This window comes from Microbacterium sp. (assembly GCF_003248605.1).
In the GTDB taxonomy this organism is placed as follows: Bacteria; Actinomycetota; Actinomycetes; order Actinomycetales; family Microbacteriaceae; genus Microbacterium.
On sequence record NZ_QFPF01000006.1, the window covers coordinates 1 to 20159 of the forward strand.

The following is a 20159-nucleotide window of genomic DNA, read 5'->3' on the forward strand; positions in this document are numbered from 1 at the left end:
AACGCCTCGAACGGATGCTGTCGCCGCAGCTGTCCACAGATCCGCACGCTACGCGGGGTCTCCGACATCCACACGCTGTGGAAACTCGACCGCGGCGTGTCGCGGGCGTGTCGCGCACCTGTCGCGAACCCCGCCCGCGCCCCGCGCATCCCCCGGCGCGCGCCCCGATGTCGCGCTCCTGCACGGACGTCGGCGGCCGGTCGTACGATGGATCCTCGTGGGCGCCTACCGTGATCTGCTGCGCACGCCGGGCGTCGGCCGCATCATCGCCGCACAGCTGACGGCGCGCTTTCCCAACGGCATGATCTCGCTGGCGCTGCTGCTGCACGTCGAGCACATCACGGGCTCCTACGGCGCCGCCGGCCTCGTGCTGGCCGCGACATCCGTGGGGCAGGCGGTCGCGGGGCCCGTGACGAGCCGCTGGATGGGCGTGTGGGGCATGCGCCCAGTGCTGACCCTCACGATGATCGTCTGCGCCCTCGCGATCACGGCGATCGCGCTCATCGTCCTGCCCGTGCCCGCCTACATGGCCCTCGGCCTGCTGGCGGGCCTGGCCACGCCGCCCGTGCAGTCGGCGGTGCGCACGATCTACCCCAAGATGGTCAACTCCCGCCAGCTGACCCCCCTCTTCTCTCTCGACGCCTCGCTGCAGGAGCTCATCTGGGTCTTCGCGCCCGTCGTGATCACTTTCGTCGCGCTCCAGGTCGGCACCGTGCCCGCGCTCCTGCTCATCGTCGTGATCCTGCTCGGCGGCTGCGCCTGGTTCATCGCCTCGCCCGAGCTCGGGCGCGTGCGCATCCCGCGCAGCCGCCGCTCGATCGGCAAGGTGCTCGCGAAGGCGCCCGTGCTCCTGGGCACCGTCATCGGATTCCTCCTCATCGGCGCGTGCGCCGCCGTCGAGGCGGGAGTCGTCGCAAGCTTCGGGCACGGCGGGTTCGAGGCGGGCATCATCCTCGCCCTCTTTGCGGTGGGCAGCCTCGCGGGCGGGCTCTCCTTCGGCCACATCCCGATCGGTCCCTGGGCGATGGCTCGTCGCATGGCGATCGTGACCGTGGGCCTGACCCTCACGACGCTCTCGCTGAACGCGTTCTGGCTGGGCGGCACGCTGATCCTCGCCGGCATCGGCATCGCCCCGGCGCTCGCGGTGATCTTCGCGATCACGAGCGCGAGCGTGAAGTTCAGCGACACCGCCGAGGCCTACGGCTGGATCGGCACCGGGCAGCTGATCGGCGCGGCGGCGGGCTCCGCCATCGCCGGATTCCTCATCGACGGCGCGGGACCCTCGGGCGCCTACTGGGCGGCGGCCGCGTTCGCAGCCGTCGGCGTGGCCGTCTCCGTGGTGTTCGTGCGGTCCTTCCCCGATCTGCGGGGGCGCGACGCCAGCCCGATCCCCGATACCGAGCCGGTGCCCACGATCACCTGAGCCGAGACGGCTCGGTGGATGCCGTCTCGCCAGCGAATGCCGTCAGCCCAGCGGATGCCGTCAGCTCACCCGCCGCAGCAGCTCCGCGACCGCGAGAGCGTACGCATCCGCCGGCTCCGGGTGTTCGAATATCCGCCGGCTGCCGCCGATCTCGATCTCGACCTCGTGCGTGTCGGCGAGCCGCCGAAGCGCGCGGAACGTGCCGCGCAGCAGCTCTCTCAGCTGATCCTCGCGCGGCAGCCACAGCGCATCCTCGAGGGCGACGGAATCCAGCGCCCACTCCGTCGTGCCGTTGAAGGCGAGGATCGTGCCCGTCGGATATGCACGCGGCTCGATCGTCATCTCGCTCACGGTGAAGACGTCGGCCTCGAACTCGGGCTCGTCCAACTGGAACCTGTCACCCGAACGCGGATGCCAGATCAGGCCCGCCTCGCGCAGCGCCAGCGCCATCTCCGTCGAGATCATGGGCTCCATTGTCACAGCCCGGGCGAGGCACCGGGCCGGCATCTCGGTTCGTAGGCTGGGTCCATGCCCGCACCCCTCACCCTCCCCGTGCTGTCGTGGGGCGATCCCCGCGCCGACCGCCGCGCCCTTCTCGTCCACGGACTGGGCTCCACGGGAGCGCTCATGTGGCGCATCGGCACGACGCTGGCCGACGCCGGCTGGCACGCGAGCGCCGTCGATCTGCGCGGCCACGGTGCCGCACCGCGCGCCCTCGACTACTCGATCGCCGCGTACGCCTCCGACATCGCCGCCACGACACCGGATGCTGCAGGCCCCTGGGATCTCGTGATCGGCCACTCACTCGGCGGTGCGGCGGCCGTCGTAGCGAGCGCGGAGGACAAGACATGGACCCGCCGCCTCGTTCTCATAGATCCGGGTCTGGTGGTCGATGGACGCGATGCGGAGATCGTTCGCGCCAGCCAGGAGCGGGCGCTCGCGGATCCCACCGAAGACGCGGTGCGCGCCGAGCATCCCGAGTGGCATCCCCACGACATCGAACTGAAGGCGAGTGCGGCGCGCGGGGCCAGCCGTTTCGCGATTGCGCAGACCAGCATCCAGAACGATCCGTGGGACGTGCGAGCCGAGGCCGCACGCGTGCGCGTGCCCGTCGATGTACTCGGCGCCGACCCTGCGGTGTACAGCCTGTTCACCGGCGAGCTCGCCCAGGGAATCCTCGCGGCCAATCCGCTGTTCACCCTGACGATCGTGCCGGGCGCGGGGCACTCGCCGCACCGCGACAAGCCCGAAATCACGATGCAGATGCTTCTGGAGATCCTCGCGTGAGCACATCCGACCCCGCACCCCACCCCGCCGATCCGGCTGCTCTTCTGCCCGACGACCTGCTCGAGCGCATCCGCTCGCGGGCCGCGACGCACGACGTGGAGAACACCTTCCCGCACGACGACCTCGACGAGCTGCGGGCGGCGGGCTACCTGTCGATCCTCGTGCCGACCGACCGGGGCGGTGCAGGCCTCGGTCTCGCCGATGCCGCGGCGCTTCAACAGCGCCTGGCGACGGCATCCCCCGCGACGGCCCTGGCGGTCAACATGCACCTCGTCTGGACGGGGGTCGCCAAAGTGCTGCGAGAGCGCGACATCGACGACCTGGCATTCGTGCAGCACGGCGCCGCGGCGGGCGAGGTGTTCGCGTTCGGCATCAGCGAGGCCGGCAACGACCTCGTGCTCTTCGGCAGCGACACGGACGCCGAACCCCGCCCGGACGGGTCGTATGCCTTCACGGGAACGAAGATCTTCACCTCGCTCGCCCCCGCGTGGGATCATCTGGGGCTCCACGGACTCGACACGACGTCGCCGGACGGCCCGAAGATGGTCTACGCCTTCGTGCCGCGCCAAGACGCCGTGCACACGCGCGACGACTGGAACACGCTCGGAATGCGTGGCACGCAGAGTCGCACGACCGAGCTGCGCGGCGCGGTGGCACCCGCGGACCGGGTGGTGCGCCGCGTGGATCCCGGCCCGAATCCCGACCCCATCGTCTTCGGCATCTTCAGCGTCTTCGAGATCATGCTCGCCTCGGTATACACCGGCATCGCGCGGCGCGCGCTCGATCTCGCCGTGCAGACCGCGGCCACGCGTCGGTCGAAGAAGACCGGCGCCCCCTACAGCGCCGATCCCGACATCCGCTGGCGCGTCGCCGAGATGGCGATCTCCTACGATGCGCTGCCCCCGCAGATCGCGGCGCTGGCGAACGACGTGGATGCCGCCGCCGATCACGGCCCGCGCTGGTTCTCTCTGCTGTCGGGCCTGAAGCACCGTGCGACGGTGACCGCGAAGCGCGTGGTCGACGAGGCGATGCTCGTCGCGGGCGGATCATCGTACTTCGCCTCCTCCGAGCTCTCGCGCCTCTATCGGGATGTCCTCGCGGGCGCTTTCCACCCCTCGGACCCCGAATCCGCGCACGCGACGGCGGCGACGGCCTGGCTCGGGCCGGTCCCGTCCTGAGCCGAGGATGGGGCGGGCTCCGACCACGGCGCCCTCCGCGGCATCGTCCTCGCTCCGTGCGAGGATGACGGCATGCCGGCCACCTCGACGGATTCCGCCCCGCTTGCACTGCTGAGCCCCGCCGACCTCGAGCGACGGCGCGGACTGCGGCGCATGAAGGCCGTCGCCCTCGGCGCGCTGATCCTGATGGCCGCCGTCTTCGTCGTCGCGTTCGCGCTGCAGGAGCGCGTGCCCGGTTTCGCGTACGTGCGTGCCGCCTCCGAGGGCGGCATGGTGGGTGCCCTCGCCGACTGGTTCGCGGTCACCGCGCTCTTCCGCAGACCGCTGGGCCTGCCGATTCCGCACACGGCGATCATCCCCCGGCGCAAGGACGAGATCGGACGCACCCTCGGTGAGTTCGTCGAGACCAACTTCCTCTCCACCGAGGTGGTGCGCGGCAAGCTCGAGAGCATCGGCGTCTCGGGGCGCGTGGGCGCCTGGCTGCGGCATCCCGAGCACGCGGAACGCGTGGCCGCCGAAGGCTCGACGATCGCCGCGGGGGTGCTGCGCGCCCTCAGCGACGACGATGTGCGCGACGTCATCAGCGAGCTCGCGCGCGAGCACCTCATAGAGCCCGAGTGGGCGCCGGCGGCGGGCGGCTGGCTCGGTCGCATCGTCGACGGCGGGGGCCATCACGCCGCCGTCGACCTCGCGGCGGACACGATCGCCGCGTGGCTGGACGCCAATCGCGACTCCTTCACGGGGCTCGTCTCACGCCGGCTTCCCGGCTGGGTGCCGAGCATCGCGCACCGTCTGGTCGATGACACCGTCTACAGCGAGGCGGTCAAGTTCGTCGCGGCCGTGCGCACCGACCCCCAGCATCCCGCCCGTGCCGCGATCGACGGCTACCTCGCCCGACTCGCCGAGAACCTGCAGCACGACCCCGGAACGATCGCACGGTTCGAGGGCGCGAAGGGCTCGCTCTTCGACAGCCCGCGCGTGCGCTCGCTCGCCGCCGAGGCGTGGAACACCGCCAAGAACGGCCTGCTCGCCGCGCTCGATGACCCCCGCAGCGCCCTGCGCAGCCGCGCACGCGACGCCCTCACCGAGGTCGGCGAGCGGCTGACGACGGATGCTGCGCTGCAGCACCGGGTCGACACCTGGGTGGTCGATGCCGCGACATTCGTCGTCGCGCGCTACCGCCACGACATCGCCTCGATCATCACCGAGACCATCGAGCGCTGGGATCCGGCCGAGACGACCGAGAAGATCGAGCTGATGGTCGGTCGCGACCTGCAGTACATCCGCCTGAACGGCACGATCGTCGGTGCTCTCGCGGGCCTGGCGATCTACACCGTGGCCCACGCGCTGCTCGGTTCGTAACACGCCCTTCTCGCGTCGTACATCGCGCCGCCGCCGCGCGTGGATACCCTGATGCTGTGGATGAGACATCCCCCGACGTCGCCCTGTTCACCTATGGCACGCTGCAGCTGCCGTCGGTGCAGCTCGACACGTTCGGGCGTCTGCTGGATGCCGAGGACGACGTCCTGACGGGGTACACGATCGACTACCTCGAGATCGACGATCCGCACGTAACGGGCGTGAGCGGTCACGACGTGCATCCGATCCTGCGCCGGACCGGCGCCCGGCTCGACAAGGTGGTCGGCAAGCTCGTGCGACTCAGCGAAGCCGAGCTCGAGGCGGCCGACGAGTACGAGGTGTCGGGGTATCGCCGCGAGCACGTCGTGCTCGACTCGGGCACCCCCGCCTGGGTCTACGTCGCCCAGATCTGACCCTCTGTCCGCTCGGCCATGCCGCGCGTGTGCACAGCTGCGGACGCAACCGCCGACACGCCGGGCCCGTGGGCACACTTCCGGCGCGTCGCATCCTCGCGTCCGCAGTTGTGCACGGCACACGGATGCCGGGCGGCACACGGATGCCGGGCGGCACAGGGATGCCGGGCGGCACAGGGCGCCGAGAGGGATCGCCGGGGAGCGCGGTCCCGAGGCGGTGGGGGGCAGAGCCTCGTGACCGCACCCCCGCCCCTTTGCGAAAGCGCCAGGGCCTGCCGTACGTCACGCTGCCGAGGGGGTGGCCTCAACAGGGGACGGCGAGCGGGCCGATCGGAATGCATCCCCAGAACGCATTCCCGCATATCGTGCTCTTCATACGTACCGCACGGCGCACCGCCCCGTCTATCCCGCGCCCGATATATCTTGCTTCATCCCACGCACCTGCCCGGGTACCCCCGCCTGCGTAGAGTGGCCGGATGAAGACCCTCGCTCTGGTGCGACATGCCAAGTCCAGCTGGGACCACGCCGATCTCGACGACCACGATCGCCCGCTCAACGACCGCGGGCGCAGCGACGCCCCGCGCATGGCGGCACGGCTGGCGGCCACGGACTTCGTCCCCGCTCTCATCGTCTCCAGCACCGCGGTGCGCGCCGCGACGACCGCACAGGCTTTCGCCGACGCGCTGGGCGTGCCCGTCGAGCACGATGCGCGACTCTACGGCGTCGCGCCCGCCGAACTGCTGCGCATCGTCGACGAGCGCGACGTCGACAGCATCCTCGTCGTCGCCCACGACCCCGGCCTGTCGAGCCTGGCTCAGCATTTCTCCGGCTTCCCGGACGGCGACGCGATCCCGCACATGCCCACCTGCGCAGTGGCGGTGTTCGACTTCGACGTCGACACATGGGCGGACGTGCGAGACGCGCGGCCCGTGCGCTGGACCTACGACATCCCGCGCCCGTCCTGAACCCGGCAGAGCCCCCGGGTGACGCGGTCAGTCGACCTTCGACACCGTGCCCCCGGTCAGAGCGACGAGCTCGTCGAAGGTGAGCGGAAACACGGTGTGCGGCGTGCCGCCGGCCGCCCAGATCTCGGCGAACGTCGCCAGCGCCTCGTCGACCACAGTGGTCAGCGGCGCGGGGTGCCCGGTCGGGGCGACACCGCCGATGGCCTGCCCGGTCGCCGCACGCACCTGCTCGGCGCTGGCCCGCGCGATGTTGCCGCGGCCCAGGCGCGCGGCGAGCGCCGCGGTGTCGACCCGGTGCGCGCCGCTGGTCATCACCAGCAGCGGTTCGCCATCGCTCCAGAACACCAGGCTGTTCGCGATCGCCCCGACCTCGACCCCGAGCGCCGCGGCGGCGAGGGCGGCGGTGGCAGCGGCATCCGGCAGGACGACGATCTCCCCCGCGATCCCCGCCTCGGCGAGGCGGTCGGCGACGATGCGGCTGCGGGGCGGAAGGTGCGCGGTCACCCCGCCAGCCTACGGCGCGCCGCCGAGCGCCCGCCGCGCCCCGTCAAGGAGCAGAATGGATGCTGGAGCCGCAACGCCGCGCGCTCCCGAGCACAGCGCCCACAAGGCCCGCCGAAAAGGACCGCGATGACCACCGCCCTGCCCCTGCCCGAGTTCACCCACGAGCGCGTGGAGGTGATCACCGGTCACCGCAGCGGCCTCTTCATCGCCGTCGCGCTCCACTCCTCCGCACTCGGCTCCGCCCTCGGCGGCGCTCGCCTCTGGACCTACCCGCAGTGGAGCGACGCGCTCGGTGACGTCCTGCGCCTGTCGGCCGCGATGACGCTGAAGAACGCGGCCGCCGGTCTCGACGCGGGCGGAGGCAAGGCCGTCATCGGCCTCGCACCCGGCACGACGCTCGACGCCGAGCGGCGCCGCGCCGCCTTCCTCGATCTCGGCGACGCCGTCGAGGCGATGGACGGGCTGTATCGGACGGCGGAGGATGTCGGATCCACCACCGACGACATGCTCGTCGTCAGCGAGCGCACGGCCCACGTCGTCGGGCTGCCCGACCGCGTCGGCGGGTCGGGCGAGCCGGCAGGGCCCACGAGCCTCGGCGTCTACGAGGCGATCCGCGCGACGCTCGAACAGCTCACAGGCGTGGCGGACGTCGCCGGCCGGGCCGTCACGATCTCGGGACTCGGTCAGGTCGGCAGCCGGCTCGCGGTGCGACTGTCGGCGGAGGGTGCCCGGTTGACGGTGACGGATGTGGATCCCGTCAAGCAGCACCTCGCGCACGATCTCGAGGCCGCATGGGTGCCGCCCGGCGAGGAGCACCTCGTGCCCGCCGATGTCTTCGTGCCGGCGGGGATCGGCGGCCTCCTCACCGACGACGTGATCGACGCGCTCGATGCTCGCGCGGTCTGCGGACCCGCCAACAATCCCCTCGCCGAACACCGCGGAGCCGATCGGCTGGCAAGCCGCGGCATCCTGTACGCGCCCGACTTCGTGGTCAACGCCGGCGGCGTGATCTATCTCGATCTCGTCGCGAAGGGGCTCGGAACCCGCGACGAGATCCTCGCGCGGGTCGCGGGTATCGGCGCGACCCTGCGCCGGGTCTACGCCGATGCCGCCGAACGCGGCGTCACCCCGCTCGAGGCGGCCGAGGCGCTCGCAGCCGGGCGCCTGCGCGCGGCGACCGGCACCGCCGTCCCTGCGTAGCGAAGGTCACCACACGCACGACAAGAGGAGACGCACGTCCACCAAAAGGAAAAGCGCCCGCGAGGGGCGCTTTTCCTTTTGGTGGACCTGAGGGGATTCGAACCCCTGACCTCTTCATTGCGAACGAAGCGCGCTACCAACTGCGCCACAGGCCCGTAGACCTCCGCTAGGTTATCACGGCGATCAGACCCCGGATGCCGCCCCCAGGCCGCCACCCGAGACGCAGCCGAACCTCACCGCGGCCTGCCCGTCGTCGTGCACCTCACGAACGGGATGCGTAGCACCCTCACCCCCCGAAAGACAACCCACTGACGTCCTGCGCCCGAGAGGCGCAGGCTGGAGAAGAAGGAAACGGAAGGAGCCTCACATGGGCATCGGAGACAAGATCAAGCACACCGCCGAAGACCTCACCGGAAAGGCGAAGGAGGCCGCCGGCAAGGCGACCGACAACGAGCGCCTCGAGGCCGAGGGCAAGGCGGACCAGACCGGCGCCAACGTCAAGAAGGCCGGCGACAACGTCAAGGACGCCTTCAAGTAGGGCATCCCATCAGCCGAAGCGGTCCGTTCCCCACGGGGGCGGGCCGCTTCGGCGTGCGGCGGGCCGCAGCATCCACCCCGGGATGCTCCCCTGTCGCAAACTGCGCATCCACACCCCACGCACCCGCAGAACGCGACAGGCGAACGCAGACCTCAGCCCGCGGCGCGGGAGCGGAGCAGCTGGCGCACGTGCGCTTCGATCTCGGCGTCGTCGACGACGCCCATCGCCGCATATCGAGACGGGCCCATAGGAGGCGCCGCGGGTCTCGCGGCCGTGATCGGCACCGGCGCGAGAGACTCTGCCTGGGCGCGCATCGCCTCGGCCTGCGCGGCCAGGCGCAGCGCGTCGCGCGCCTCGGCGGCGTCGAGTTCTGCCGCAGCACGTGATCCCGCCGACGAGGCGAGAGGCTGGGGCAGGCTGCGGGGTGTCCAGGCGCGAGACTGCTCGGCCAGCTGCACGTCCTGCATCACGGCGGCGGTACGGACGATCGCGGGTGCGCTCTCCCGCATGACGGCGCGCGTGGCGACCCGGGCCATGCGGTGCAGCACCGCCACAGCGAGCAGGACGATGCCCACGCCCGACCAGAGGGCAAGCTGCGAGCCGGACTGCACGGTCTGCCACACGCCGACCCCGATCACGGCGAGACCGGCGGTGAGCAGCCCCGTCGCCACGAGTCGCGCGCGGCGTCGGGCCCGTGCACGGCGGGCGGCGGGTGCGTGTCGGGCGACCTCGACTTCGGCGCGCAGCTCTTCGAGCTCGGCGGCCTGCTTCTCGGCCTGCAGGCGCTTGGCGAGCTTCTGCTGCGCGAGCGCGGTGCGCGCGGTCAGCTCCAGCCGCACCTCGGCGGGCGTCTCGCTGGTCTCGGCGAGCACGCGCAGCGCCTGGTTCAGCCGCACGGCGTTGCGTTCGGCGGCGTGAAACTGATGCCGGCTGTGCCACGTGGGCAGGAGATAGACGAGCCAGAGGAGCACGGCGACGAGCACGATCACTCCGCCGCCGAGAACCTGCCCACCCATGGCGACAACGGTATGCGACGGCACGGCGATCCCCCGGCATCCCGGCGCGTGTCGCCGACCCCTTTCGCGCCGACTTCTGCGCGGGCGGGGGCGCGACGCTATGCGCCCGCGGCTCCCGACGGGCCGACGGCCGGAGTCGGGCGGTCCGCGGGCGGCACGGTCGCGGCGTCGCGCGGTGCCTGGCCCCGCACCCAGCGGTCGAGCACGCCGTGCGGCACCTCCTCGCGGGTCAGCGCGAAGGCGTAATGATCGCGCCAGTCACCGTCGATGTGGATGTACCGACGACGAAGCCCCTCGTAGCGGAAGCCGAGCTTCTCGACCACGCGCAGGCTCGCACGATTCTCGGGGCGGATGCAGATCTCCATGCGGTGCAGGCGCAGATCGGTGAAGCAGAGGTCGGTGGCCATCGCGACGGACGTCGGGGTGATGCCTTTGCCCGCGAAGCGCTCGCTCACCCAGTACCCGATGGTTGCGCTCGCGAGCGACCCGCGGGCGATGCCCCAGACGTTCAGCTGCCCGGTCACCCGCCCGCCGTACTCCATCACGAGGGGGACGCCGGCTCCATCGCGGTACTGCTGCAGCAGCCGGCGCACGCCCAGGCGCATATCGAACGAGACCGGCCCGTCGGGACTGGTCGCCTCCCACTGCTGCAGCCACGTGCGGTTGCTCAGCAGCTCCTGCTGCAGCACCCGCGCGTCGCGCGGCTTGATCAGGCGGATCGAGATCTGTTCGTGTTCGCGTGGGAGTGAGAGCTCCATGCACACTCCCCTCGAACGGGGCTAGAGGCCCGCGGCGAACTCCTTGAACCAGGGACGCAGCTCCGGTCCCAGATCGTCACGATCCGAGGCCAGCTGCACGATGGCCTTGATGTAATCCACCCTATCGCCGGTGTCGTAGCGGCGACCGCGGAACACGACGCCGAACACGCCGGGGCCGGCAGCATCCGCCGCCTGTTCCTCGAGCGCGTCGGTGAGCTGGATCTCGCCGCCCTTGCCGGGCTGGGTGTGCTCGAGGACGTCGAAGATCTCGGGGCTGAGCACGTATCGGCCGATGATCGCGAGGTTGGAGGGGGCGTCCTCCTTGGCGGGCTTCTCGACGAGGCCCGTGACGCGCACGACGTCGGGATCGTCGGTCGCTTCGACCGCGGCGGCGCCGTAGAGGTGGATCTGCTCGGGGTCGACCTCCATCAGGGCGACGATCGACGCCCCGCGCTTGGTCTGCTCCTCGAGCATCTTGGTCAGGAGGGGATCGCGCTCATCGATGAGGTCATCACCGAGCAGCACCGCGAAGGGCATGGTGCCCACGTGCGCCTTGGCCCGCAGCACGGCGTGGCCGAGGCCCTTGGGCTCACCCTGGCGCACGAAGTGGATGTCGGCCATGTCGGAAGAGGCCATGACCTTCTGCAGCTTGGAGGTGTCGCCCTTGGCGCGCAGCTTCTCCTCGAGCTCGGGCACCGAGTCGAAGTGGTTGGAGAGGTTGTTCTTGTTGCGGCCGATGATGATCAGCACATCCTCGATGCCGGCCTGCACGGCCTCCTCGACCACGTACTGGATCGCGGGCTTGTCGACGACGGGCAGCATCTCTTTGGGCATGGCCTTCGTCGCGGGGAGAAAGCGCGTGCCGAGTCCGGCGGCAGGGATGACGGCTTTGAACTTCGCTGTGGGCATGCGCCCATCGTATAGTCCCGCGAGAGCCCGCAAATCCGGCCCATTCGGGGGACAAACCGGCCCATTCGGGGGACAGCCGGATCCTCCGTTCGGGGGACACGAGGCGCCCGCGACATATGATGGGCGGCGTGTCGCACGACATCGACAATGACAAACGCGCCCTTCGCGCCGACCTCCGCGAGCGCCGCCAGGTGCTCTCCGAGGCGCAGCGCGACGCCGCCGCGGAGGGCGTCCGCGCGCAGCTCGACGCCCTCGTCGACGGCCTCGGTGCGCGGTCGATCTCGTGCTTCCTCTCGACCTCGACCGAGCCCGGCACCCGCGAGTTCGTCGCCTCGGCGGTGGGCCGCGGCATCCGCGTGCTGCTGCCCGTGACACGGGCCGACGGCCTGCTCGACTGGGTCGTCGCCACCGAGGAGGGCGACGTGGCCGAGGGCCTCTTCGGTCTGCCCGAGCCCGTCGGCGAACTGCTCGGGCCCATCGCGGTGAACGACGTCGACCTCATGATCATCCCCGCGGCGGCGATCGACCGCTCGGGCATGCGGCTCGGCTGGGGCCGCGGGTACTTCGACAAGACGATCGGGTCGATGCAGCGCTGCCCCCCGGTCTACGCGGTCGTGTTCGATTCCGAGATCCTCGACGAGGTGCCTCGAGACGTGCACGATCAGCCTGTCTCGGGGGCCGTCACCCCCGCCCGCACCGTCACCTTCGCGCCGACCCGGCGCTGACCCTGGAGCTGCCCTCATGCCCACCTACGCCTATGCCTGCAAGAGCTGCGGACACCGCTTCGACGCCGTGCAGTCCTTCTCCGAGCCCACGCTGACCGAGTGCCCCGAGTGCGGCGGCGTGCTGCGCAAGGAGTACGGCTCGATCGGTGTGACCTTCAACGGCAGCGGCTTCTACCGCACCGATTCGCGGGCGGGCGAGGGCAAGGGCTCGAAGGGGGCGGATGCCGGATCCTCGGCCTCCGCGGCCGGCTCCGGCACCTCCGGCTCGGGCACGTCCTCGTCGGGCACGTCCTCGTCCGGCACGTCTTCGTCGGGCTCCGGCTCGTCGGCTGGCGGCTCCGGGTCATCTTCGACAGGATCGAAGTCCGGGGCGAGCGCCTCGTCATAGGCAGACCGGCACGGGCGCGAGCGCGGGTCGGCGAGAGGGGGAGCATCGCATGATCAAGGGCTTCAAAGAATTCATCCTGCGCGGCAACGTCATCGACCTCGCGGTCGCGGTCGTCATCGGCGGTGCGTTCACCGCCGTCGTCAACTCGATCGTCGCGAGCGTCATCAATCCGATCGTCGCGCTGTTCTACCAGCCGAACGAGGACGGCCAGTTCGGCCCCACCCTCACCGGCCTCTACGGGCAGACGGTCGTTTTTCCGCTCGGCGATCTGATCAGCGCCGTCATCAGCTTCCTCGCCGTAGCGGTCGTGGTCTACTTCGTCTTCGTCTACCCGATGAACCGCCTCAAGGAGCGCGCCGCCGCCCGCGCGGGACTCAGCGAGGCCGCCGAGGAGCCGAAGCTGCCCACCGAGCAGGAGATCCTCGTGCAGATCCGCGATCTGCTCGAGAAGCAGGGCACCGCTGCCAGGCCCTGACACGGGCTCCGGCGCTCAGTAGTGCGGCGGGACGTCGCGGCGCAGCCGCTCGTCGTTGGGACCGCGCTCGACCGTGGGGGTGTCGCGGGATGCTGTCGCGACAGCATCCCCGTCGTCTTCTCGCGCGTCCGGCTCGCCGATCGCGCCCGGCGCCGGCGTCAGCCGCGCGCGCCGCGACCCGGGCACCCGCACCACCCGCTGCCGCGGCTCGGGTTCGGCCCCGCTATTCGATGACATCGACGGGCTGGGTCGCCCCGTCGGCCACCGCCGCGTCGGGCTCGATGCCGAGGATCGCCGCGATCCGCGACGCGACGGCCGCGGGGTCGGTGTAGAGGTCGAACGAGTGCACGCGCACGTAGTGCCAGCCCAGTCGCCGCAGCAACTGGGGGCGCAGGCGCAGCGCCTCGCGCAGGGACTCGTCGTGCGTCTCGGGGTCGCTCTCGACGACGACGGCCTTGCCCGCGTGCTGGGCGACCAGGGGCAGCAGGCCGCGGTACTGCACGTCGACCGCGACGCCCAGGCGCCGCAGTTCGTCGGCGAGCCGTCGCGTGAGGGGATCGGCGAGGTCTTCGAGGCGGGCCTCGCGCTGCCGGGAGGCCATGCCGCCGAGGATCGACATGAGCGTCGCCGCTCCGTGCTCGAGTCGTCCGTCGTCGAACGCCGAGGGGCGGATCGACGACACGATCACCATCGAGCGACGGGCGCGCGTCATGCCGACCGTGAGCAGGCGCTCGCCGTCGGGGGTGGAGAGGTCGCCGAAGTCGCTCAGCACGCGTCCGTGCTTGGTCAGCCCGAACCCGAGCGAGAAGATCACGCGGTCGCGACTCTCGGCCACCGACTGCTCGAGGGTCAGCACCGCGAAGGGCTCGGCGGTGTCGCGCAGGGCGAACGCCGAGACGTCCGAGCGGCCTGCGAAGGCCGTGTTCACCGCGGCGCGGACGCGCTCGGCGTGGCGCGCGCTCGCGGTGACGACCATGAGCGACTCGTTGGGCCGGTTCACGGCGTGCTCGATCACGAGCGTCACGACCCGCGCAACCTCGGTCTCGGGGCTCTCGACGGCGCCGGAGACGGGGTCGGGCATGCCGAAGCCGCCCTCCACGTAGTCCACGGTCAGGCTGCCGCGCCCGAGGTACGAGCCCGCCCACGGCCACGAGACGATCTCGCCGCCGTAGAAGGCGTCGTTGACGAGCTCGGCGAGGTCTTCGCCGCCCGCGCGATAGCTGCGGGTGAGGGTGTAGACGGGCAGGATGTCGGCGAGCCGCTCGAACAGCGACGTCTCGTCGAAGGGCACCTCGGGCTCCTCCTGCGGCACCGATCCCGCAGCGAGCGCGAACGGCGAGGGCCTCTGCGTCACGGGGTCGCCGAGCACGACGATCTGGCGGGCGCGCCGCAGGGCGGGCACCGCCTCGGCGAGGCTCAGCCCGCCCGCGTCGGCGACGATGACCGTGTCGAACGAAAGCGTCTCGGGCAGCTCGGGCACGTCGTACGGCGAGGCCAGCCAGACCGGCGCAAGCGCGCGGCCGAGGGTGGGCGCGACGATGCTGAGGCCCAGGGCCGTGGGCTCACGGCCGGTCAGCAGCTTCTTCAGTTCGTCGGCCTCGCCGGGCTGATCAACGAGCCCGATCTTCCACTGGCGGGCCAGCTGCCACGCCAGAAGGGGGCCGGATGCTGCCGCATGGGCCTCGTCGACGAGCCTGAAGTCGCGCTCCAGACGGTCGACGACGCTCGTGTTGGCGCCGAGGAGAGCCTTGTCGCTGCGCAGCATGTGCTCGAGTGCGGACTGCCACCAGGCGAATTCGAGCTCGCCGGCGACGCGGTCGGCGGGCACGTGCCGCACCGAGAGCTCGGCCAGCAGAGGGCCGAGGCCGAGTCGCGCGAGATCGGCGCGCAGCGCGGTGCGCTCGATGAGGTTCTCGAGCACCTCGGACTCGGCGGCGAGGCCGGCGAGCGTGCGCACGAGACGGTCGACCGGGAGAGCGGCGAGGCGCTGATCGTGGGCGCGGCCGAGTGGCGCATCGAGCTCGGCGAGCTCTGCCGCCACGCGCTGCCAGGCGACGTGGACATCGGCGAGCCCGAGCGGCACCTCGGGCGCCACCCCGGCGTCGACGAAGCGCTGCCAGTGGGTGCGCTGGCGCTGGATGCGCACGAGCGCCTCGTGCATGTCGGCGACGTGCACCCCGGGTCGCACGTATTCGCGGGCGAGGCGGCGCAGGCGCCGGCGCTCGCCGCCGCGCATCGTCGCCGAGTCGCGGCGCGAGCCGAGGGCGGTGATGAGGTCGGCGAGCGGGCGCTCGAATACGCTGGGGCTGAATCGATCGAGGGAATCGCGGATGTCGATCAGCAGCCGCAGGTACTCCCCGAGCTCGTCGATCGAGGCGAAGGGTCGCATGCGGGTCTGGGCGATGAGCTCGTAGCCGCGCTCGAGCAGACGCGGCACCTCGCCGAGCTGGAGCCGCTTGGCCAGCGCGTGCGCGGCCTGGGCCTCGTCGGTCGTGGCGAAGCTGGCGCCGTACCAGGGCGAGTCGCCCGGACCGAAGCGGAACTCGCCGAGCGACGCGGCGAGCTCGAGCTTGGCCGCGGCGCTCGAGCGGTCGCCCGCCAGGCGGGTGAGGGTCTCGAGGTCGAAGCGCGCCGTGGTGGTGCCGGGTCGCTCGGTCTGCTGCAGCTGCACGAGTGCGCGCAGGGTGTCGAGCGGGCTCACACCCAGGCCCGCAGCGGGGGTGGTCAGCGAGCGTCGGTAGGCGATCAGCAGCGCGCGCAGGCGCACGAGCGCATCGTCGACGTCGGCGAGCTGGGGCGCCGTGGCCTTCTCGTTGCGCCCGATCGCGCGCACCAGGTCGCGCGCGACGTGCACGGGCGAGCACGCGAGTCCGGCGAGACCGACCTGCTGCAGGCGATGGCGCACGCCCTCGATCGTCGAGCGCCGGGCGCTGACGACGAGAACGCGCTTGTGATCCTGCACGAGGGCGCCGAGGGCGTTGATGACGGTCTGGGTGCCGCCCGTTCCGGGCAGGGTCTGCACCGCGATCGAGCGTCCGGCGGTGATCTGCGCGAGCACCCGCTCCTGCTCCGCGTCGGCGTCCAGCAGCAGGGTGTCCGAGGCGGGCGAGCGCTCATCGGGGCCGACGCTGCGCACCTCCTCCCGCTGCTGCAGCAGAGCGGCGCGGTCGCCGGCGTGACCCGCGAGCGCGTTGAGGACGGGCGCGTCGAGGTTGGCAGCATCCCGCACCATCGCCCGGGCGACGTCGGCGAACGTCGACACGAGCAGACGGGGCTGCACGGTGAAGGTGTCGACGGGCGCGGTGATCGCGCGCAGGCGGTCGATCACCCGCTGCGGCTTGAAGACGCCGTTCTCGTGGGCGAGGGCGGCGAGCCCCGGACCGTCGAGGGTGATGCCGAAGTGCTCGCGCGACACCGAGGCGAGCTCCGGGTTGATGTGGAAGCCGCCGTGCAGCTTGAGCTCGAAGTCCGCTCCGTGGCGGCGGATCGCCAGCGGGCGCAGCAGAACGGGCGCCGTATAGGCGACTCCGCCGATGCGCCACGAGGCGAGTCCCACGGCCAGGTGCACGGCATCGATCGAGCGCACGGTGCGCAGCTCGACGTTCTTGGCGGTGATGGCCTCGGCCGCGAGCCGCGCCGTGCGCAGCGCGACCTCGTCGCGGAACAGACCCGACAGCAGCGTCGACTGCCCGGTGATGAAGGCGGGCAGGCTGCCGGGGTGGGCGTTGGTCATGTCGATGCCCGTGTCGGGCGCGTCGACGTACTGCAGCAGGGGCGAGCGACCGCCCAGCTCGGAGGCCTGGGCCCGCAGCCGCGTGCGCTCGTCCGACGCGATGTGCGCGACGCGCACACCCGGCTCGCTCATGCGCAGGTCGTGGGGCTCGATACGCTCGCCGCGCTCGGCATCCGGGGACGCCGCGCCGGGGTCGGGGATCATCTCATCCGCGCCCATAGTGCTGCCCTCTGCTCGCCACACAGGGTCACCCTACGTTCCCGCTGCCCAGACGGGCGCATAGCGGCCCGGGTTTCGCGGGATTGGCCGGTCTGCGCACTGTTCTTCTCGCCGGCGGGGGCGTTCTCATCCCCGTTGGGGCGTTGAAACGCCGTTGGGGCGTTGAAACGCCGTTGGGGCGCGCTGCAGCACGCCCCAACGCGATTCTGACGCCCCAACGCCGGGGCGATGGGCGGCGGGGCGATGGGCACTGAGCCCGGCGGCGCGCTCGGCTCCTCCACAGGCGCCCCGGGGCGGGCATGCACCCCCATCGACGCCGGCGCCTCGAACCGGCACGACCCCGCGGGGCAGGATGGGCGCATGCCCCTTCGTCACGCGAGCGCCCCCACTCCTCTCGGCATCGCCACCGCCGTCCTCACCGATACCGGCCTCGGGATGCTGCACTTCGGTGATGGCGATCCCGAATACGTCCTCGAACGCGCGGCACTCGCCTGGCGCACCCCGCTCACGCACGACGAGGCATCCCTCACACCTGTCTTCATGCAGCTGGACGAGTACTTCGCCGGCGAGCGACGCGACTTCGACATCCCCCTCGACCTTTCGCAGACCCACGGCTTCGTCCGCGCCGCCCTCGAGACGATCTGCACGATCGCCTATGGCGAGACGGCGAGCTACGGCGAGGTGGCGGTCCGGGCGGGGGCCCCGGGCGCCGCCCGAGCCGTGGGGTCGGCCTGCGCCCGCACGCCGATCTCGGTGGTCGTGCCGGCCCACCGCGTCGTCCGGGCGGACGGCTCGATCGGAGAGTACGGCGGCGACCCCGAGACCAAACGGTTTCTGCTCGATCTCGAAGTGCACGCGCTCACTTTGGCCGCCCAGGCCGAGCGATGAATGCCTTTCGACAGGCCCTGGGCACGGGAGGCGAGGCCCGGAACACGGGAGGCGCCGATCAGGGCACGGGAAGCGAGGCCGAGAACATGGCCGGCACGGGCGTCGTCGTCGGCGACGACGGGCTCGCCCGACCGGCGTGGGCATCGGCCGATCCTCTCCTCAGGCAGTACTACGACACGGAGTGGGGCATGCCGGTGCGCGACGAGCGGGGGCTGTTCGAGCGGATCAGCCTCGAGGCGTTCCAGTCCGGCCTGTCGTGGGCAACGGTGCTGCGCAAGCGCCCCGCGTTCCGCGCGGCGTTCGCCGGCTTCTCCCCCGACCTCGTCGCCGCGTACGGCGAGCGCGACATCGAGCGACTGCTCGGCGACGCCGCCATCATCCGCAATCGCGCGAAGATCCTCGCGACCATCGGCAACGCGCGAGCCACGATCGACCTGCGCGCCGCCGGCGGCCTGCCCGACCTGATCTGGTCGTTCCAGCCTGACCGCACGCCCGCGCCCCGGACGCCGCAGGAGGTGCCGACGACCTCACCCGAGTCGATCGCTCTGGCCGCCGCACTCAAGGCCCGCGGCTTCCGCTTCGTCGGGCCGACCACCGCGTTCGCGCTGATGGAGGCGGTCGGCATCGTCGACACGCACCTCGTCGACAGCCATCGGCGCGGCACCAGCGGGGTGTGGACGGAGGGCGTGCAGGCCGCCCGCCGTCCACACCCGTCCCTATAGTCCCGCCGCGCCTTCGGGCAGGCCGGAACCGCCGTCAACGCACGACGAATGAGCCTGGTTCCGACCGAATTCCTTGCCCCCGGCGGGTGATATGGTCGACGCTACGAACGGCGGCGACGGTGCCGTCGCCCCCGAAGGTAGGTAGCGATGCTTACGCAGGAGAGGTATCCCACGCAGGCCCAGCTCGTCGCGGGCGCGGTGCGCGAACTCGCCCGTCGGACGCGGTTTCCGATCGCCTTCGGCGGACTGGTGCACGAGGACACGGTGCGCGTGACGAGCATCGTCGGAAACCGCACCCGCAGCCTCGACGGGCTGAGCGTGCGCCCCGAACGCGGACTCGGCGGCCGAGCCATGATCGAGCTGCGCCCGCGGATGACGCCCGACTACCGCACCGCCCGCGGCATCACGCATGACTACGACGGTCACGTGCTCGGCGAGGGCATCGCGTCGCTGCTCGCCGTCCCCGTGGTCGTGCGCGGTCGTGCACGCGGGGTCCTCTACGGCGGCGCGTGGGTGTCCTCCGACGTCGGAGATGTGATCGCCGCCCCCGCGTTCCAGGTCGCCGACGCCCTCGCAGCCGAGCTGCGGGTGCGCGAAGACGTCGAGCGTCGGCTCGCGGAACTCGAACCGGTCGCCCCCGCTCCCTCCCCCGCGATCGTCCACGGCCTGTCGGCGTCGCACCGTGAAGAGCTGCGCGCGAGCTATGCCGAGCTGCGCCTGATCGCAGCGCGCGTGCCGGACCCCGAGGTGCGCGCTCGCATCGAAGACATCGAGCGCCGGCTCGCCACACTCTCGGGCGACGACGACGGCGCTGCGGCAGAGAGCGATGTGGCGCTCTCCCCGCGCGAGACCGACGTGCTCGCGTGTGCGGCGCTCGGTTCGACGAACGCCGAGATCGCCGCGACCCTGGGCCTTCGCGAGGGCACGGTGAAGGCATACCTGTCGACGGCGATGGCCAAGCTGGATGCCTCCACGCGGCACGCCGCGGTGGCCAAGGCACGCCGCGCGGGTCTGCTGCCCTGACCCGGCCGACGCGCCCGCGCCGTGGCGACCGCCGCCTCGCCCGCCGCACTCGCTAAGGTGTCGGCATGGCCCGCAGAATCGTGCATCAGCTCGTCGACGACCTCGACGGCTCCCTCCTCGAAGTCGGTGAAGGCGAGACGGTGCTGTTCTCGCTCGACGGCATCGCCTACGAGATCGACCTCACCGATGAGAACGCCGCTGCGCTGCGCGGCGCGCTCGACCGGTTCATCTCCGCCGCTCGCCCCGTCTCCACGCGCGGCGCCGCGGCAACGGGGCCCGCACGCAAGCGGCGGCGTACGGGGCAGCAGGACTACGGCGCGATCCGCGAGTGGGCCCGGGCCAACGGCCACCAGGTGTCGGAGCGCGGCCGGGTTCCGGCATCCGTCATCGAGGCCTACGAAGCCGCCCAGGGCGCCTGACCCGCCCTCGGACGAGC

Annotated in this window: 22 protein-coding genes and 1 tRNA gene; 15 read left to right on the top strand and 8 right to left on the bottom strand. The window is 71.6% G+C overall.

The annotated features are described in order from the left end of the window. Positions 1–217 precede the first annotated feature (217 nt). Positions 218–1423 carry an MFS transporter gene (locus DI573_RS01735; RefSeq protein WP_292809990.1) on the top strand — a complete coding sequence of 402 codons (1206 nt, stop codon included), beginning with the start codon at positions 218–220 and terminating at the stop codon, positions 1421–1423. Between the two features lie 60 nt (positions 1424–1483). On the opposite strand, the gene DI573_RS01740 is transcribed toward DI573_RS01735, so the two are convergent. Beyond that, complete coding sequence (locus DI573_RS01740; RefSeq protein WP_292809992.1) at positions 1484–1888, bottom strand: pilus assembly protein CpaE; 405 nt, start codon at positions 1886–1888, stop codon at positions 1484–1486. Positions 1889–1951: 63 nt separating this feature from the next. On the opposite strand from DI573_RS01740, the gene DI573_RS01745 reads away from it, so the two are divergent. The 5 genes from DI573_RS01745 (at position 1952) to DI573_RS01765 (ending at position 6625) form a co-directional block, all read left to right on the top strand. Then, the gene (locus DI573_RS01745; RefSeq protein WP_292809994.1) at positions 1952–2710 is read left to right on the top strand and encodes an alpha/beta hydrolase; all 759 of its coding nucleotides are present in this window, start codon (positions 1952–1954) and stop codon (positions 2708–2710) included. After that, positions 2707–3888: an acyl-CoA dehydrogenase family protein gene (locus DI573_RS01750; RefSeq protein ID WP_292809996.1), complete on the top strand. Its 1182-nt coding sequence runs from the start codon at positions 2707–2709 to the stop codon at positions 3886–3888. The genes DI573_RS01745 and DI573_RS01750 overlap by 4 nt, the downstream gene beginning before the upstream one ends. Positions 3889–3960: 72 nt before the next feature. Then, the gene (locus tag DI573_RS01755; protein WP_292809998.1) at positions 3961–5250 is read left to right on the top strand and encodes a DUF445 domain-containing protein; all 1290 of its coding nucleotides are present in this window, start codon (positions 3961–3963) and stop codon (positions 5248–5250) included. A 56-nt stretch (positions 5251–5306) separates the two neighbouring features. After that, positions 5307–5660 (top strand): gamma-glutamylcyclotransferase family protein, encoded by a 354-nt coding sequence (locus DI573_RS01760; RefSeq protein ID WP_292810000.1) that lies wholly within the window; start codon positions 5307–5309, stop codon positions 5658–5660. A gap of 476 nt (positions 5661–6136) precedes the next feature. Beyond that, a complete protein-coding gene (locus DI573_RS01765; RefSeq protein ID WP_292810002.1) occupies positions 6137–6625 on the top strand; it encodes a histidine phosphatase family protein in 489 nt (162 codons plus the stop codon). A 27-nt stretch (positions 6626–6652) separates the two neighbouring features. Here the strand turns inward: DI573_RS01765 and DI573_RS01770 are convergent, their stop codons facing one another. Next, on the bottom strand, positions 6653–7129 hold the full coding sequence (locus DI573_RS01770) for a YbaK/EbsC family protein (RefSeq protein ID WP_292810004.1): 477 nt from the start codon (positions 7127–7129) through the stop codon (positions 6653–6655). A gap of 126 nt (positions 7130–7255) precedes the next feature. Between DI573_RS01770 and DI573_RS01775 the strand changes: the two genes are divergently transcribed. Then, entirely contained in the window at positions 7256–8329 is a 1074-nt protein-coding gene (locus DI573_RS01775) for a Glu/Leu/Phe/Val dehydrogenase family protein (protein ID WP_292810006.1), read from the top strand. Positions 8330–8408: 79 nt separating this feature from the next. Here DI573_RS01775 and DI573_RS01780 read toward each other — a convergent pair. Then, a tRNA-Ala gene (locus DI573_RS01780) sits at positions 8409–8484 on the bottom strand. 212 nt (positions 8485–8696) lie between these two features. On the opposite strand from DI573_RS01780, the gene DI573_RS01785 reads away from it, so the two are divergent. After that, positions 8697–8867 carry a CsbD family protein gene (locus DI573_RS01785; RefSeq protein WP_292810007.1) on the top strand — a complete coding sequence of 57 codons (171 nt, stop codon included), beginning with the start codon at positions 8697–8699 and terminating at the stop codon, positions 8865–8867. A gap of 152 nt (positions 8868–9019) precedes the next feature. Here the strand turns inward: DI573_RS01785 and DI573_RS01790 are convergent, their stop codons facing one another. The 3 genes from DI573_RS01790 to galU all read right to left on the bottom strand — a co-directional run bounded on the left by DI573_RS01790 (position 9020) and on the right by galU (position 11550). Then, positions 9020–9883 carry a hypothetical protein gene (locus DI573_RS01790; protein ID WP_292810009.1) on the bottom strand — a complete coding sequence of 288 codons (864 nt, stop codon included), beginning with the start codon at positions 9881–9883 and terminating at the stop codon, positions 9020–9022. A 98-nt stretch (positions 9884–9981) separates the two neighbouring features. Beyond that, positions 9982–10641: a GNAT family protein gene (locus DI573_RS01795; RefSeq protein WP_292810011.1), complete on the bottom strand. Its 660-nt coding sequence runs from the start codon at positions 10639–10641 to the stop codon at positions 9982–9984. A 21-nt stretch (positions 10642–10662) separates the two neighbouring features. Further along, positions 10663–11550, bottom strand: a complete 888-nt coding sequence (gene galU / locus DI573_RS01800) for a UTP--glucose-1-phosphate uridylyltransferase GalU (RefSeq protein ID WP_292810012.1) — start codon at positions 11548–11550, stop codon at positions 10663–10665. Between the two features lie 128 nt (positions 11551–11678). Here galU and DI573_RS01805 point away from each other — a divergent pair, with 128 nt between their 5' ends. From DI573_RS01805 to mscL, 3 genes are read left to right on the top strand one after another with little or no spacing between them, the layout of a single operon-like run. Beyond that, positions 11679–12275: a 5-formyltetrahydrofolate cyclo-ligase gene (locus DI573_RS01805; RefSeq protein WP_292810014.1), complete on the top strand. Its 597-nt coding sequence runs from the start codon at positions 11679–11681 to the stop codon at positions 12273–12275. A 16-nt stretch (positions 12276–12291) separates the two neighbouring features. Further along, positions 12292–12663: an FmdB family zinc ribbon protein gene (locus DI573_RS01810; protein ID WP_292810016.1), complete on the top strand. Its 372-nt coding sequence runs from the start codon at positions 12292–12294 to the stop codon at positions 12661–12663. Positions 12664–12712: 49 nt separating this feature from the next. Beyond that, positions 12713–13138 (top strand): large conductance mechanosensitive channel protein MscL, encoded by a 426-nt coding sequence (mscL, locus tag DI573_RS01815; protein ID WP_292810018.1) that lies wholly within the window; start codon positions 12713–12715, stop codon positions 13136–13138. A gap of 15 nt (positions 13139–13153) precedes the next feature. Here mscL and DI573_RS01820 read toward each other — a convergent pair whose 3' ends face one another. Continuing rightward, positions 13154–13375, bottom strand: coding sequence for a hypothetical protein (locus tag DI573_RS01820; RefSeq protein ID WP_292810020.1), 222 nt, complete (start codon positions 13373–13375; stop codon positions 13154–13156). Continuing rightward, a complete protein-coding gene (locus DI573_RS01825; RefSeq protein WP_292810022.1) occupies positions 13362–17090 on the bottom strand; it encodes an AAA family ATPase in 3729 nt (1242 codons plus the stop codon). The genes DI573_RS01820 and DI573_RS01825 overlap by 14 nt, the downstream gene beginning before the upstream one ends. A 360-nt stretch (positions 17091–17450) precedes the next feature. Between DI573_RS01825 and DI573_RS01830 the strand changes: the two genes are divergently transcribed. From DI573_RS01830 to DI573_RS01845, 4 genes are all read left to right on the top strand, one after another. Then, a complete protein-coding gene (locus DI573_RS01830; RefSeq protein WP_292810024.1) occupies positions 17451–17978 on the top strand; it encodes a methylated-DNA--[protein]-cysteine S-methyltransferase in 528 nt (175 codons plus the stop codon). A gap of 86 nt (positions 17979–18064) precedes the next feature. Then, the gene (locus DI573_RS01835; RefSeq protein WP_292810076.1) at positions 18065–18700 is read left to right on the top strand and encodes a DNA-3-methyladenine glycosylase I; all 636 of its coding nucleotides are present in this window, start codon (positions 18065–18067) and stop codon (positions 18698–18700) included. A 147-nt stretch (positions 18701–18847) separates the two neighbouring features. Beyond that, the gene (locus DI573_RS01840; RefSeq protein WP_292810026.1) at positions 18848–19723 is read left to right on the top strand and encodes a LuxR C-terminal-related transcriptional regulator; all 876 of its coding nucleotides are present in this window, start codon (positions 18848–18850) and stop codon (positions 19721–19723) included. 65 nt (positions 19724–19788) lie between these two features. Next, positions 19789–20142, top strand: a complete 354-nt coding sequence (locus DI573_RS01845; protein ID WP_292810028.1) for an Lsr2 family protein — start codon at positions 19789–19791, stop codon at positions 20140–20142. Positions 20143–20159 lie beyond the last annotated feature (17 nt).

Bases quoted from the DNA above. Each gene is read 5' to 3' on its own strand.
- DI573_RS01740 (WP_292809992.1), bottom strand. From the start codon at position 1,888: ATGATCTCGACGGAGATGGCGCTGGCGCTGCGCGAGGCGGGCCTGATC.
- DI573_RS01745 (WP_292809994.1), top strand. From the start codon at position 1,952: ATGCCCGCACCCCTCACCCTCCCCGTGCTGTCGTGGGGCGATCCCCGC.
- DI573_RS01755 (WP_292809998.1), top strand. From the start codon at position 3,961: ATGCCGGCCACCTCGACGGATTCCGCCCCGCTTGCACTGCTGAGCCCC.
- DI573_RS01765 (WP_292810002.1), top strand. From the start codon at position 6,137: ATGAAGACCCTCGCTCTGGTGCGACATGCCAAGTCCAGCTGGGACCAC.
- DI573_RS01775 (WP_292810006.1), top strand. From the start codon at position 7,256: ATGACCACCGCCCTGCCCCTGCCCGAGTTCACCCACGAGCGCGTGGAG.
- DI573_RS01785 (WP_292810007.1), top strand. From the start codon at position 8,697: ATGGGCATCGGAGACAAGATCAAGCACACCGCCGAAGACCTCACCGGA.
- DI573_RS01790 (WP_292810009.1), bottom strand. From the start codon at position 9,883: ATGGGTGGGCAGGTTCTCGGCGGCGGAGTGATCGTGCTCGTCGCCGTG.
- DI573_RS01795 (WP_292810011.1), bottom strand. From the start codon at position 10,641: ATGGAGCTCTCACTCCCACGCGAACACGAACAGATCTCGATCCGCCTG.
- galU (WP_292810012.1), bottom strand. From the start codon at position 11,550: ATGCCCACAGCGAAGTTCAAAGCCGTCATCCCTGCCGCCGGACTCGGC.
- DI573_RS01810 (WP_292810016.1), top strand. From the start codon at position 12,292: ATGCCCACCTACGCCTATGCCTGCAAGAGCTGCGGACACCGCTTCGAC.
- mscL (WP_292810018.1), top strand. From the start codon at position 12,713: ATGATCAAGGGCTTCAAAGAATTCATCCTGCGCGGCAACGTCATCGAC.
- DI573_RS01820 (WP_292810020.1), bottom strand. From the start codon at position 13,375: ATGTCATCGAATAGCGGGGCCGAACCCGAGCCGCGGCAGCGGGTGGTG.
- DI573_RS01825 (WP_292810022.1), bottom strand. From the start codon at position 17,090: ATGGGCGCGGATGAGATGATCCCCGACCCCGGCGCGGCGTCCCCGGAT.
- DI573_RS01830 (WP_292810024.1), top strand. From the start codon at position 17,451: ATGCCCCTTCGTCACGCGAGCGCCCCCACTCCTCTCGGCATCGCCACC.
- DI573_RS01835 (WP_292810076.1), top strand. From the start codon at position 18,065: ATGGCCGGCACGGGCGTCGTCGTCGGCGACGACGGGCTCGCCCGACCG.
- DI573_RS01840 (WP_292810026.1), top strand. From the start codon at position 18,848: ATGCTTACGCAGGAGAGGTATCCCACGCAGGCCCAGCTCGTCGCGGGC.
- DI573_RS01845 (WP_292810028.1), top strand. From the start codon at position 19,789: ATGGCCCGCAGAATCGTGCATCAGCTCGTCGACGACCTCGACGGCTCC.